This is a genomic window from Paraburkholderia sp. J8-2, from assembly GCF_905220195.1.
Classification (GTDB): Bacteria; Pseudomonadota; Gammaproteobacteria; order Burkholderiales; family Burkholderiaceae; genus Paraburkholderia.
In genome coordinates, this window is the sequence record NZ_CAJMZA010000029.1 from 64720 (window position 1) to 78415 (window position 13696).

The window sequence follows — 13696 nt, forward strand, 5'->3', positions numbered from 1 at the left end:
ATCGCCGCAGGGACGTCGAAGACTGTGTATCGTAGAATCGGAACCATCGACTCACGATATTCGAAAAGCACATGGCCAAGGACGTGACTTTGCGGCAGTTCCGCTACTTCGTGGCGGCGGCGCAGAACGGGCAGTTTTCGATGGCGGCGGCGGCCGAGCATGTCTCGCAGTCCGCGATCACCAACGCGGTGCTCGCGCTCGAAGAGGCGCTCGGCACGCGGCTATTCGTGCGCTTGCCCCAGGGCGTGGAGCTGACGCCCGACGGGCAGGACTTCCTCAATCACGCGCGCCACGTGCTGGAATCGGTGCGCGACGCGCTGCACAAAGCGCCGTTTCGCGCGCACAGCCTGCGCGGTACGGTGCGCATGGCCGCCTCGTATACGCTGCTCGGCTATTTTTTGCCGGAACTGCTCGCGCGCTTTCGTGCGACGTATCCGGAGATCGAGATCGATCTGCACGATCTCGACCGCCCGGCTATCGAGGAAGCGGTGCTCGCGGGCAAGGTGGATCTTGGCGTGGCGCTGCTTTCCAACGTGGAGCGGCGCGCGCGCTTTGGCCACCACGTGTTGATGCGCTCGCGACGCCAGTTGTGGGCGGCGCCCACGCATCCCCTGGCGCAGACGGGCACCGTCACGCTGCGCGACATCGCGCGCTACCCCTATATCCTGATCACGGTGGACGAGGGCGAGGCCTCGACGCTGCGCTACTGGAAGAAGCGGCGCATTGCGCCGAATATTGCGTTTCGCACGAGTTCGATGGAGGCGTTGCGCGGCCTCGTGGCGCATGGCTTTGGCGTGACGATTCTCTCGGACATGGTGTTCAGGCCGTGGTCGCTGGAAGGCAAGCGCATTGACGCGTGCGCCATCGAGGACGCCATTCCGCAGATGGAGGCGGGCATGTTGTGGCATCCGGGCGCGGTGTTGAGCGATCCGGCGCGCGCAATGCAGCAGTTTTTGATTCACGCTTGCGGGAATTGAGGGACGGTCGCCACCTCTCATTTCGAATTCCTCTGATATCCCCGCCACGCCCATATCCCTAATCTGAAGCCTTCACCGCAATCTTCCGCGCTGGAGGCAAGTCATGGGTCCGCAACTGTTGCTCGATACGTCGCATCTGATGAAACACGTCGATGCGCTGGGCGAGTCTATCCACACGCACGCGAACGCGCAGCCTGTTGCGCGGCACGAGCGTATTGTCGTCGATTTCGTTCGGCGCGAGTGCACCGAAATCATCAACCTCGGCGTGGCGCTCGGCTGCGCGGCATTTTGCATGGGTATCGTGATCGGCGTGTACCTTTTGCTCGAACGCCTCTAATCGATCCGACGAGGCGATTCCAATGTCCAAACTCCGCGAACGCTACCGGGCGGGCAAAAAGCCGGTCAACCCGGATAGTTACCTCGCCGCCATCATCGAGCGGCACCGTCATTTGTACGTCGATATCGGCATGTGCATGGGCGTTCTGGTGGGGGTCGTCTGCCTGGTCGTCGCGGCGCACGTGATCGCCGACTGGCTCAACCTCGCGATCTAGCCGCCAACGGCAGGGCTGCACGCCGGTTTCTCCTCCACGGCCTTCATGGCAAGATACGCTTTCCCTCGCGCCACCCCGGGCACCGTACCCGGGCAACAATAAGGAAGCGTCATGTCGGCCGTGTCGGCGTTCAAGCTTGTGCTCCTGGCGCTCATCGCCATCATCGCGCTCGAACTGCTCGCGAAACGACTGCGCCTGCCACCCGCTGCCGCATTGCTGGTCGGTGGCGCCGCCCTGGCGTTCGTACCCGGCCTGCCGCCGGTCGTCATCGACCCCGACCTCGTCCTCATCGTGTTCCTGCCGCCCCTGCTGATGGACGGCGCTTACTCCTTCGTCTGGTCCGATTTCAAGCGCCACCTCGCGCCCATCCTGCTCTTCGCCATCGGCGCGGTGGCATTCACGACTTGGGCGGTCGGCGTGGTTGCGCATTGGGCCGTTCCTTCGCTGCCGTGGGCCGCCTGTTTCGCACTGGGCGCGGTGGTCTCGCCGCCCGATGCCGTCGCCGCGAAAGCCGTGCTCGAACGGCTCGCGCTGCCGCGCCGCCTGATGGTGCTGCTCGAAGGCGAGAGCCTGCTCAACGACGCCGCCGGTCTCGTGCTGTTTCGCTTCGCCGTGGCGGCGGCATTGACGGGAGCGTTCAGCGAACCGAATGCGGCGCTCAGTTTCGTCGGGCTTGCGCTCGGCGGGATCGTGGTGGGCTTTGTCGTGGGCTATGTCGTGGTGTGTCTGCTGCGTCAGCTCGAAGACGAATACCTGATCATCACCGCATCGGTGCTGGCGGGCTGGGTCGCCTATATCGCGGGGGACATGCTGGGCGTGTCGAGCGTGATCGCCACGGTCACGTGCGGCATGCAGCTAGGCTGGCATCAGCATGAAGTCTTTTCGGCTACCGTGCGCAGCCGCGGCACGGCGTTCTGGCAGGTCATGGTTTTCGTGCTCGAGGGGCTCGTATTCGTGCTGATCGGCCTTTCGCTGCGCGGGGTCATGCTTCGCCTCGGCGGTACGGGCAATGCCGTCGCGCTGCTCGGTCCCGCCGCGATGGCCGTGGTGCTCGCCGTCGTCGTTTCGCGCTGCGTGTGGACCTATGGCATCGAGGTCATCCGGGCAGCGTTGCATCGCATATTGCCGCGCCGCGTGAGCGCCGCGGACTTTCGCGGCGCGGCGGTGGTGAGCTGGGCCGGCATGCGCGGCGTGGTTACGCTGGCCATTGCGCTCGCCTTGCCGGAGGCGATGCCGGGGCGTGACCTCATTCTTTTCGCCGCGTTTGCCGTCATTCTGTTCACGGTGCTGCTGCAAGGCACGACCATAGGGCCGCTCATCAAGCTGATCAGGCCTGCGAACGATCTCGAAGGGGAGTCAGCCTATCTCAGCGAGCCGCAGGCGTGGGCGCGCCTCGAAGCCGCCCAGCTTGCGGCGATCACGCCGCTCGTACACGGGCCGGACGGCAGCGTCATCCACCCGCGTTTGCTGGAGCAATACACGTATCGCGCGAACCTCACGCGCAATTTTGAAAACGCCGAGCGCTATCCCCAGGAAATGCGCACCTCCCACTACGACGTCGTGCTGGCCGCGGTGGAGGCCGGGCGCGCGGAGCTGTTGAAGCTGCACCGCGCCGGCCAGATCCACGACGAACTGCTGCGTGTGCTCGAACGCGATCTCGATCTCGAGGAGCTTTCGGCGCGGCACGGAAGGGGCTGATACTCTCCTTCACGTTCCTCAGGCGTGCACGACAAGCGGCGCGAACAGAGTCGAAAGGTCGCGTTGCTGGTCGAGACTCCAGAGAAAGCCCAGCGCATCCTCGGCACGCGCGCTCCCGATCACAGGCGCCGCGTTCTTGCGGAACTTCACCGCGAAGTCGCTGCGCTGCATCGGCCGCGTGGCGAAGCCTGGAATGTCGTCCACGCGCTTCGACACGGTTTGTCCGTCTGTGAGCGTGGCGCTCACGATGGTCGCGTAATACTTCGGATAGAGCCGGGTCAGTTCGGGGTCCTCCACCACCTTGATCTTTTGCATGAACGCGCGAATCTTCGGGTCATGCAGCGCCTCGGAGCGGTAGCTCGCCAGGCTGATGTCGCCGTCGAACATGGCGCGCGCGGTCACATAGGGCAGGCTGTGATCGGCGGTTTCGCTCGTTTCCGGCGCCCACTTCTGCGGGTCCATGCCCGCCGAGAAATAGCCTTCGTGCGAGGTGCGAATCTCCATGCTGGCAATGCGGTTGAGATCGCCCACCTGTTTCGCGACGTCGATGCCCGCGGCAATGGCCGTTTGCGTGAGTGCCTGCGCCGGGTAGAACTTCACCGCACAGTCGTTGATGCGAAACGGCCGGCCTTTGCCGCCGAAGCTCGCCGTGTCGATGGTGAATGGCCCGGATACCTGCTTGAACAGCCCCGCATTCCCCTCGAAGATCGGCGCGGGGCCTGTGAGTCCGTCGCGCGCGAGGGCGGCCGAAAAGACGGCGTTGCGCGCGGCGTCGGCATCGGCGAGACCCTTCCAGTTCGACATGGTTTGCACGCGCGTCTGGTTCAGCGCGAGATGGCCGTTGAGCGCGATGTTGACGGCTTCGGCCAGTTGCCGCTCGTCGAGCTTCATGAGCTTGCCCGCCGCAAGCGCGGCTGCGGGCAGGCTGAAGATGGGGTGGTCCCAGCCGCGCGAGCTGATCGAAGCGGCGTCCATGAGGCGGCAGTCGATTTCGTAGGCGAGGGCGATGGCGACAATCAGGTCGCGGCCATTCGCGCCTTCGGCCTCGGCCTGCGCGAGACACGCTGCGATATTGTCGCTCGGGTGGCCGATTTCCTTGCCCGCATACACGTCGTTGAGATCGTAGTAGCGGATGGCGGCCCCATTCGCAAACGTGGCGAGGTCGGGCGACGTGCGCCGCTGCGTGCCGAGCACCGTGGCGCCCCGGCCGTCGCCGCTCGCGTAGTTCAGCGCAACCTGGCGCGCGATGCCCACCGGTTTCTCGCCGAGCGCGGCGATGCCGCAGCCCAGCGCGTCGGCGGTGTGGGTCTTGACCGCTTCGATCGTGTTCGCGTCGAGGTCATCGTAGTTCAGCGCGGCGGCGTATGCCGCGAGCCGCTGCGCGATGGTGGGCGAAGCCGGTGCGGACGCAACCTTCTGCGCGCGCGCCGCGCCCATGCCGCCAAATGTGCCCGCGCCCGCGGCGAGCGCCGTGAGCGACGCCATGAATGCACGCCGTTGCATGCGGTGTCTCCTTGTTCTTTGATGGTTTTAGGGAAGAATGCGGGTCAGACGAGCAGCAGCAGCGCTGCGCCGAATACCACGGTGCCGAGCAGGAAGGTCATGACCGTGAAGCCCAGCACGCGCTGCACGCCAATGCCGGCCATCGCAACCACGGGCGCGGCCCAGAACGGCTGCATCATGTTGGAGACCTGTTCGCCCATTGCGACGGCCATCGTCGTGGCGGGCATGGAGGCGTGCAGCGCGATCGCCGCAGGCACGACGAACGGACCCTGCACGGCCCAGTGGCCGCCGCCGCTCGGAATGAAGAACGTGACGATCAGCGAGCACACGTAGCTCCAGAACGGCAGCGTGTGCGTGTTCGAGATCGCGATGAAGAAGTGCGAGATCACGTTGGGCAGGCCCGTGGCGTCCATCATGCCCATCACGCCGCCGTAGAGCGGGTATTGCAGCATCATCGAGCCGGTTTGCTTGGCGGCGTTCTTGACCGCGTCCGCGTAAGCGAGCGGGTAGCCGTGCAGGATCACGCCCGCGATGAACATGACGAAGATCACGGCGTTCACGCCGGAAAACGCTTCGATGTGCTCGAGGCGCGCGAGCACGAGGAACGTCACGCCCACGAGACCGATGAACGCGCTGCCGATCCACGAGTATTCGAGCCACTTCGCGAAGCTCAGCTTGCCTTCGGGGCGCTTGCGCGGTTCCGGGTCGGGGTTCTTTTCGATGTCGAGCACGACGGCGTCTTCGTCGCGCGGCTTGAGGAGCGCGAGCACGACGGGCGTGGCGACGAGCATGACGATCACCGGCACGAGGTTGAATGCCGTGAACACGGTGTCGTTGAACGGCAGCACCTGGCCCGTGAGCTTTTGCACGACATTCATCGCGCTGCCGGGCGTGGATTGCGCGAGCGCGATCGAGCTGGAAATGCCGCTTGCCCATACCACCCAGCCCGAAAAGCCCGCGGCGACGATCCATGCGAAGTCCACGCGCATGCGCTTGGCTACTTCGCGCGCAAGCAGCGCGCTGACCACGAGGCCGAGACCCCAGTTGAAGAACGACGCCACAGCCACGAGCACGAAGGTGAGCGAGGCGGCCTGTACGGGCGTGCGGGCCATGCCCACGAGCGCCTTGAACACGCGCTGCACGGGCGCGGCGTGGGCGAACGCGTGGCCCGTTACAAGAACGAGTGTGATCTGGAAGGCGAACGTAAGGATATTGAAGAATCCCTTGTACCAACCGACCACGAGCGTGTTGAGCGTGGCATGCGGGGCGAACATCGCCGAAAGCGCGGCCACGACCGCGGTGATAAGGATCGCGAGCACGAACGGGTCGGGAATGGTGCGTTCGAACAGGCTGATCGTCGCGTCGGTAAAGCGCGCTTTGCGTACAGGTGCGGCGGTGGCGGTGGACTTCACGTAGTGTCTCCTGGTGCTGAAAGTGGCCGCGCGTACCTCGCGCGCGGCTGTTTGTATCGGTGGCGCAGTGGCGCTAGTTCATCGGGCGAAGCCGTAGAGTTCGGCAGGGTTGTCCACGAGAATCCGCTTGCGTGCCGCTTCGTCCTCGACCCACGTGCCGAGCAGATCGAAGATCGAGGCGGTGTCGGGCTTGTGCGTTTCCGTTACGTGCGGCCAGTCGCTGCCCCACACGGTGCGCTGCGGCAGCAGTGCGGCCCATGCGCGCGCGGTTTCGGCCATGTCGGCGTAGCCGCCCGCGAGTCCCGCTTGCGAATCGAGGTAGGCGCCCGAGAGTTTGACCCACACGCGCCCGGAAGCCGCGAGGCGGCGCACCACGCCATACGCGGGGTGCGAGGTGCCCGCCGGCAAGGGTAGGCGCGCGAGATGGTCGAACACCATCTTGCAGGGCAGGCGCGTGAGCAACGCTTCGTGCTCGACGATCTGGTCGGCGGTCCAGTGCAACTGCACATGCCAGCCGAGTTCCGCGATGCGCCGCGCAAGCGGCTCGACCATGTCGAAGGTGACGACCGCCTGATGCGGCGTGTACAACGTGAAGCGGATGCCGCGTATGCCGCCGCGATCGAGCATGTCGAGTTCGGCGTCGCTTACCTCGGGGCGCAGAACGGCTACGCCGCGCGCGTTGTCGATACCCAGTTGGCGGATCGCGTCGACTGTCACGCAGTTATCGGTGCCATAAGGTCGCGGCGTGACGATTACCGTGCGCTGCGTGCCAGTGCGTTGCTGCACGCGTCGATAATCCTCGACCGTTGCGCCTTCAACGATATGCGCGCCGTTGCCGGGCGACGCCGCGAAGCGGCGATCGTAGATGTGGATATGCGAATCGCACGCGAAGGCGGGCGCCTGCATGCGTGCGTTGGATGTATCGATCGTATGGACATGATGCTCACGGTCCATCGCGTTGTCTCCTTGTTTGCCGCGCACGCTAACGGGAATCGGCGTGCGCGGTTGCGGCTTTTTCTGTTCAGAGCACGGCGTGCTCGCTTCTCAAGCGTTCGATCTCAGTATCGCTCCAGCCCGCCTCGCGCAGCACCGCGTCCGAATGCTCGCCGAAGGCGGGCGCAGCGATCGGGTCGGGTGCTGGCGAGGTGCCGAAACGAATCGGCTCGCGAAAGCCGCGATACGCGCCCACGCCGGGATAGTCGTAGCGCGTGACCATTTCTTCCTCGAGCACTTGCGGGTCGTCGAACATATCTTCGACCGTGCGCGCGGCCGCGCAGGGCACCGCCTCGCCGAAGTGCGCTTCCCATTCGAGCGCGCTGCGCGCCTGCAACGCGGCGTGCAGTTGCGGCACGATCTCGTCGCGATGCTCCGCACGTTTGCGCACCGAATCGTAGCGCGGGTCCTGCGCGAGTGCAGCGAGCCCGGTTTTTTCGCAGAGCGCCTGCCAGAAATGCGGCGTGTTCGCCGAGATGTAGAGCCAGCCTTCGCGCGTGGGATGAATGCCGGTAATGCCGCCCGAGCGCATGTCGCGGCCTATGTCCTTCGGTTCGTCGTCGGCCCAGATCATGCGCGCCGACTGCATGGTGAGCGCGCTGCGCAACAGCGAAACGCCCACATATTGGCCCGCGCCGCTGCGTTCGCGCTCGAACAGCGCGGAGGAGACCCCTGCCGCAACGAGCGCGGCGGCGTAATAGTCCACCACCGAGCCATAGAGAATCTCGGGCGGACCGCCGGGCTTGCCCTGGAACGTGCACATGCCCGTCATGGTTTGCAGCACCTGGTCGTAGCCGGCCTTGTCCTTGTTCGGGCCCTGGTCGCCGTAGCCGGTGACCGCGCAGTAGATGAGCCGCGGATTCACTTCGCGCAGCTGTTCCCAGGCAATGCCCAGGCGTGCTGGCACGCCGGGCCGGAAGTTGTGCACGAGCACGTCGGCCTGTTTGACGAGGCACAGCAGCACCTCTTGCGCGCGTGCTTGCTTCAGATCGAGCACGAGGCCGCGCTTGCCGCGGTTCACGCCGAGAAAGGCACGGCTTTCGGCTTCGAGCGTGGAAGGGTACTTGCGCAGGTTGTCGCCCGTGGGCGGTTCGATCTTGATGACGTCCGCGCCTTGATCGGCGAGCAGCGTGCAGCCATACGGGCCCGCGATATAGGCGCTCAGGTCGAGCACGCGCACGCCAGCGAGCGGGCCGCGCGGCGCGGCGTTCATTTCGGGCAGCGAGTTCATTGGCGCACCTCGCTCGACGTTGCGGGCGCAACGAGTCCAAGCCGCTCGGCGCTTTGCACGAGCGCGCGGGCGCGCTCGACGAAGGGCGCGTCGATCATCTTGCCGTCCACGACATAAGCGCCCACGCCGTCACGTTCGGCGTTGCGCGCGGCTTCCACCACGCGCAGTGCGTGGGCGATTTCGTCGTCGGAAGGCCGGAACACGTCGTTGGCGAGCGCGATCTGGCTCGGGTGAATACAGCTCTTGCCGAGGAAGCCGAGTGCACGGGCCAACTCGGCCTCGGCGCGAAATCCTTCGGCATCCTTGATATTAGCGAAAGCCGAATCGTACGCGAACACACCGGCTTCGCCCGCAGCGAGCCGCAGGCTGAACATGGCCTGCTGCACGGCTGCCGGATCGCGCCGCGCGATGCCGAGCGGCTCGAACAAGTCGCCAAGACCCAATTGCAGTCCCGCCACGCGTGCATGGGCGCACGCGAGTGTCGCGGCTTCGCGCAGCGCGCGCGGCGACTCGACGTTGAGCAGCAGCTTCACGGGGCGGCTCACGCCGTTGGCGCGTTCCGCGCGCTCGATCGCGGCGGCGGCGGCGCGCACGTCGTCGGCGGATTCGGGTTTCGGCAGATTCACGTAATCGAGGCCGGGCTGAACCACGGCGGCGATATCGTCGGCGAACCACGGTGTGTCGAGCGCGTTCACGCGCACGATCAGCACCTTGCCGCGCTCACGCACCGCGGGCGAAACCAGCAGGGCTCGCAGCGCCTCGCGAGCCTCGGGTTTACGCGCGGGTGCCACCGAGTCTTCCAGGTCGAACGACAACGCGTCCGCGGCGCTCGCGAGCGCCTTTTCGAACAGCTCCGGGCGCGATGCCGGCACGAACAGTTTGCTTCTCATTTCCACGCATTCCGTATAGATCACCACTGAAGCGCAGTCTACGATCGGCAACGATTTAGATAAACTATGCGAATCTATCTTTAAACCATAGAAAAGCTACATTTATGGACACTGGCTTCCTGAGCAACCTGCTGCTGGTCGTGGAGAGCGGCTCCATGGCCGAGGCTGCGCGCCGCGTGGGCGTAACGCCCGCCGCGATCGCGCAGCAAATCCAGACGCTCGAGCGCGAGCTGGGCGTAGCGCTCGTCATGCGCGCGGGACGTACCGTCATTCCCACGGAGGCGGGCCAGCGAGTCGTGGAGCGCGCCCGCTCGCTCGTGCGCGGGTTCGACGAGCTGAAAGCGCTGGCGCAAGAGCAGGAAATGGGCGGCGAGCTGCGTGTGGGGACCATCACGTCGGCGCTGCTGAGCGTGCTGCCCGACGTGCTTGCACGCTTCGCCGCGGCTTTTCCGCAAGTCAAGCTGCTGATTCGCGCTGGCACCTCGACGGAGCTATTCGAGGCCTTGCAGCGCGGCGAGCTGGACGTGGCCATCTGCCTGCACCCCGCGTTCGCGCTGCCGAAATCGTATGACTGGCATCTGTTGCGCGAAGAGCCCATCGTCGTGCTAGCGCCTGCAAAGCTCGCGCGGACCGATCCGCACGAACTGCTGCGGCGCGAGCCGTTCATACGCTACGACCGCGCGCTTGGCGGCGGCAAGCAGGCCGACCAGTATCTGCGCCGCGCGAAGATCGTGCCGCGCGAGCTGTTCGAATTGAACTCGCTGATGGCGATTGCGCTGATGGTGGATCGCGGGCTTGGCGTCTCGCTCGTGCCCGATATCGGCACGCCGCTTACGAAGGGCTTGCGGCTCGCGCGCCTCCCGCTGCCGGAGGCAACCGAGCCACGCCGCTTCGGCATTCTGTGGTCGCGCGCTTCCACGCGCAGCCGCGTGATACGCGGGCTGATCGACTGCTCGGCAGAGGTGGTGCGCAGGTGATGTGACGCGCTCGCGCGGGCTTCAGGCGGCCGCCGGCTTGCCGATGCGCTTGTACCAAAGCTCGATGAACGACTCGGCGGCGGGCGAAAGCGAGTGCTCGGCGCGACGGATCAGATTGACGTCGCGCGTGACAACGGGCGCCTCGAGCTTGCGCGCGACGAGATCGCGGTGCGGAAACGCGCCGAGCAGCATGCCGGGAAAGATCGCGATGCCGAGTCCGGCCTGCGTCATGGAAAGCCCGGTTGTCATATAGGCCACCTCATATTCAATGGCCTTGCGCTCGCCCAGCGCGAAGAGCGTTTCGTCGATCAGGCCGCGAATGCCGCTGCCCGGCTTCACGCCGATCCACGGGTAGCCGAGCGCGTCGGCCCACGTTACGCGGCGTTTTTTCGCGAGCGGCGAATCCTTGCGGCAGATCGCGCAGAGCCGGTCGCGCGCGAGACATTGCAGCGTAATGCCTTCGGGTTTGTCGCTGATGGTGCCGATGCTGAACTCCACGTCGCCGGTGAGCGTGGAGGCGGTGAGCCGGTCGGGCGCCGCGTCGTCGATCGAGACCTCGATGTTCGGATACAGGGCGCGGTACTCGGCCACGAGGCGCGGCACGATGGCTGCCGCGATGGAAGGCGTGGCGGCGAAGCGCAACTGTCCGCGCTCGCGCCCGGCCAGCTCTTTCACGCTCGACTGGATCGATTCGAGGTCGCGCAGCATGCGCTCGACGGTGGGCAGGATTTCCTGTGCTGCCACCGTGGGCCGCAGCGAGCGCGACGTACGGTCGAACAGGCGCATGCCGAGCGCTTCTTCCATCTGCCGGATCAGCACGCTGACGGCCGGCTGCGTGATGAACATTTCGTCGGCGGCGCGCGTGAGCACGCCGAAGCGGCAGACAAGCGCGAACGCGCGCAGTTGCTTGATGGTCGGTTGCATAAAGTAACTTTATGGAGCCATTGAATTTGTTCGATTGTCTTCATGACTATAGTGCCTTACATTGCATTGCGGCAGATTCGATGAAGTCGTTAAAGGTCCAATAGAGGCAGGCCAGCCATGAGCTGACCGCATGGAGACAGTCGTGAGAGCAATGGATACGCGCATACGCTGGCGCGGCGCCGTGGCGTCGACGCTCGGCAACGTGCTGGAGTGGTACGACTTCGTCGTATTCGGGTTTCTCTCTATCATCATCGCCAAACAGTTCTTTCCCGGCGACAGCGAATACGCGGCGCTCATGCTGACCACGGCCACGTTCGGCGCGGGGTTCGTCGTGCGGCCGCTCGGCGGCGTGCTGCTCGGCATGTACGCAGACCGCAAGGGCCGCAAGGCGGGCCTTACGCTCGTCATCGCATTGATGACGCTGGCGGCCGCGATGATCGCCTTTACGCCCGGTTTTCAGCAGCTCGGACTCGTTGCGCCCGCAATCGTCTTGTGTGCGCGGCTGCTGCAGGGTATTTCGGCCGGCGGCGAGTTCGGCACGGCGACGGCCATGCTGATCGAGTACGCGCCGAAGGGGCGGCGCAACCTCTACGGCAGCTGGCAGATGTTCGCCCAGGCGCTTGGCGCGCTGCTGGCCGTGGCCATGGGCAGCGCGCTCACGCATCTCTTCACGCCGCATGCACTCGAGTCATGGGCGTGGCGCATTCCGTTCCTCTTTGGTCTGCTCATTGGCCCGGTGGGTTTCTATATTCGCCGCAGTCTGCCGGAGACCGAGGCATTCGAGCAGATCGACAAGCGCGTGAAGGCGCCGTTTAGCCGCGTGGTGTCGCAATACCCGCGCGAGCTATTCGTGGCGACGGCGCTGAGCGCCGCGCTCAACGTCATGGCGTACGTGATCATCACCTATCTGCCGATTTACTCGGTCCAGAATCTGCACATGCCGGTGACGCTGCCCTTTAACGTACTGCTGGCGAGCGTACTGTTGCGCGTGGTCACCATTCCGCTATTCGGCCATATGGCGGACCGCGTGGGCGGCAACCGCATGATTTGCGGCTCGCTTATCGTATTTCTCATCGTGCTGTATCCGGCCTATTACTGGATCGTGAGCGCGCCTTCCATCGTTTCGATCATGACGGTCGAATTGCTGTTCGCATTGCTGATCGGTGCTTCGAACAGCCCGATTCCCACGGCGCTCGCGGCGCTCTTTCCCACTGAAGTGCGCTCCACCGGCCTCGCGATTTCGTACAACATCGGCGCGGCGATTTTCGGCGGATTCTCGCCGTTCGTGCTGACCTGGCTGCTGCACACCACGGGCAACAACATGGCGCCTGCCCACTTCTGCGCGGTGTTCTTCGCGCTGGGTCTGGTTGGCGCGTTCATGCTCAAGCGCGAAGCACCGCACTTGAGCGACCTTTCGGCGCCTTCGTCCATTTGAGCGGATCAGCGCAATCCATACACGCTGATGCTTTGATTCATACGATAAGGATGACGAAGCGTTAGCCATTCCATCGGCGAATCTCGAACAGGAGAAACCAGCATGCCCGTCATTGACGTCCATACCCATATCTTCACGCACAAATGGCTCGAACTGCTCAAGGAGCGCGGCGGCGCCTACAACATTCAAACGCGGCCCGACGGGCAGCAGGAAGTGTTTCGCGGCAACACGCCGGTCGTGATTCCGCAGAAGGGCCATTTCGATTTCGACCTTCGCATCAGGCACATGAACGAAGCGGGCATCGACGTTTCGGTCGTTTCGCTGACATGCCCGAATGTATTCTGGGGCGATGAGGAAACGAGCTGCCAGGCCGCGCGCGAGACCAACGACACGATTGCGGAGGGCCAGGCGGCTCACCCCGAGCGCATCCGCTGGTTCGCTTCGCTGCCGTGGGAATATCCGCAACGCGCGGTGCAGGAGCTGGAGCGCGCCTGCGCCAATGGCGCGAGCGGCGTAATGGTGCTCGCCAACGTGGCGGGCCGCAGCCTCACCGACCCGATGTTCGCGCCGATCTGGGCCGAGATCGACCGGCGTGCACTGCCGGTGCTCGTGCACCCCACCGATCCGCCGGGTGTCGAGCAAATGGACATGACGAAGTTCGACCTGAGCTGGTCGGTGGGCTTCATGTTCGATACGACGCTCGCCATCACGCGCATGATCTTCGAAGGCTTCTTCGACCAGTATCCGAACCTCAAGATCATCGCCTCGCATGCGGGCGGCGCGCTACCGTATCTCGCGGGCCGCTTCGGCAAGGGCGACGACGTGGAAATTGCGCAGCGCCGCCAGATGAAGCGCAAGCCCATCGACTACCTGCGCCATATTTACTACGACTGCATCACGTATAGCCCGGCGTCGCTCGAGTTCCTGATTTCGGTAGTGGGTGCGGACCAGGTGATGTTCGGCACGGACTGGCCGCATCAGGTGCATGACACGCGCGGTGCGTTCGCCAATACCGCGCGCTTGCCTAAGGCGCAAAGCGATGCGGTGCGCGGCGGCAATGCATTGAAGGTGTTTGGATTCTGAGCGATGGAGACGGCAAGCGCGG

The 13696-nt window shown here is 64.9% G+C and carries 13 protein-coding genes; 7 read left to right on the forward strand and 6 right to left on the reverse strand.

Annotated elements, in window-relative coordinates; translation table 11 throughout:
* Positions 1–71: 71 nt before the first annotated feature.
* From U5A52_RS35170 to U5A52_RS35185, 4 genes are all read left to right on the forward strand, one after another.
* A complete protein-coding gene (locus U5A52_RS35170) occupies positions 72–977 on the forward strand; it encodes a LysR family transcriptional regulator (protein WP_321915119.1) in 906 nt (301 codons plus the stop codon).
* A 103-nt stretch (positions 978–1080) separates the two neighbouring features.
* A complete protein-coding gene (locus U5A52_RS35175; protein ID WP_321915118.1) occupies positions 1081–1314 on the forward strand; it encodes a hypothetical protein in 234 nt (77 codons plus the stop codon).
* A 22-nt stretch (positions 1315–1336) separates the two neighbouring features.
* The gene (locus U5A52_RS35180) at positions 1337–1528 is read left to right on the forward strand and encodes a hypothetical protein (protein WP_321915117.1); all 192 of its coding nucleotides are present in this window, start codon (positions 1337–1339) and stop codon (positions 1526–1528) included.
* 111 nt (positions 1529–1639) lie between these two features.
* Complete coding sequence (locus tag U5A52_RS35185) at positions 1640–3226, forward strand: Na+/H+ antiporter (protein WP_321915116.1); 1587 nt, start codon at positions 1640–1642, stop codon at positions 3224–3226.
* Positions 3227–3244: 18 nt separating this feature from the next.
* On the opposite strand, the gene U5A52_RS35190 is transcribed toward U5A52_RS35185, so the two are convergent.
* The 5 genes from U5A52_RS35190 to U5A52_RS35210 form a co-directional block, all read right to left on the reverse strand.
* Positions 3245–4729 (reverse strand): MmgE/PrpD family protein, encoded by a 1485-nt coding sequence (locus U5A52_RS35190; protein WP_321938587.1) that lies wholly within the window; start codon positions 4727–4729, stop codon positions 3245–3247.
* Between the two features lie 44 nt (positions 4730–4773).
* Positions 4774–6141, reverse strand: a complete 1368-nt coding sequence (locus U5A52_RS35195; RefSeq protein WP_321915114.1) for a short-chain fatty acid transporter — start codon at positions 6139–6141, stop codon at positions 4774–4776.
* Between the two features lie 78 nt (positions 6142–6219).
* Positions 6220–7095: an amidohydrolase family protein gene (locus U5A52_RS35200; RefSeq protein WP_415774096.1), complete on the reverse strand. Its 876-nt coding sequence runs from the start codon at positions 7093–7095 to the stop codon at positions 6220–6222.
* Positions 7096–7162: 67 nt separating this feature from the next.
* Positions 7163–8365 (reverse strand): CoA transferase, encoded by a 1203-nt coding sequence (locus U5A52_RS35205; protein WP_321938589.1) that lies wholly within the window; start codon positions 8363–8365, stop codon positions 7163–7165.
* Positions 8362–9255 carry a CoA ester lyase gene (locus tag U5A52_RS35210; protein WP_321938591.1) on the reverse strand — a complete coding sequence of 298 codons (894 nt, stop codon included), beginning with the start codon at positions 9253–9255 and terminating at the stop codon, positions 8362–8364. Before U5A52_RS35210 ends, U5A52_RS35205 begins: the two co-directional genes overlap by 4 nt.
* 104 nt (positions 9256–9359) lie before the next feature.
* Between U5A52_RS35210 and U5A52_RS35215 the strand changes: the two genes are divergently transcribed.
* Positions 9360–10232 carry a LysR family transcriptional regulator gene (locus U5A52_RS35215; RefSeq protein WP_321938592.1) on the forward strand — a complete coding sequence of 291 codons (873 nt, stop codon included), beginning with the start codon at positions 9360–9362 and terminating at the stop codon, positions 10230–10232.
* A 21-nt stretch (positions 10233–10253) separates the two neighbouring features.
* On the opposite strand, the gene U5A52_RS35220 is transcribed toward U5A52_RS35215, so the two are convergent.
* Complete coding sequence (locus U5A52_RS35220; protein ID WP_321915110.1) at positions 10254–11156, reverse strand: LysR family transcriptional regulator; 903 nt, start codon at positions 11154–11156, stop codon at positions 10254–10256.
* Positions 11157–11307: 151 nt separating this feature from the next.
* Here U5A52_RS35220 and U5A52_RS35225 point away from each other — a divergent pair, with 151 nt between their 5' ends.
* Positions 11308–12591 carry an MFS transporter gene (locus tag U5A52_RS35225; RefSeq protein ID WP_321915239.1) on the forward strand — a complete coding sequence of 428 codons (1284 nt, stop codon included), beginning with the start codon at positions 11308–11310 and terminating at the stop codon, positions 12589–12591.
* A gap of 102 nt (positions 12592–12693) precedes the next feature.
* Positions 12694–13674, forward strand: a complete 981-nt coding sequence (locus tag U5A52_RS35230; protein WP_321938594.1) for an amidohydrolase family protein — start codon at positions 12694–12696, stop codon at positions 13672–13674.
* The last annotated feature ends 22 nt before the right edge of the window (positions 13675–13696 follow it).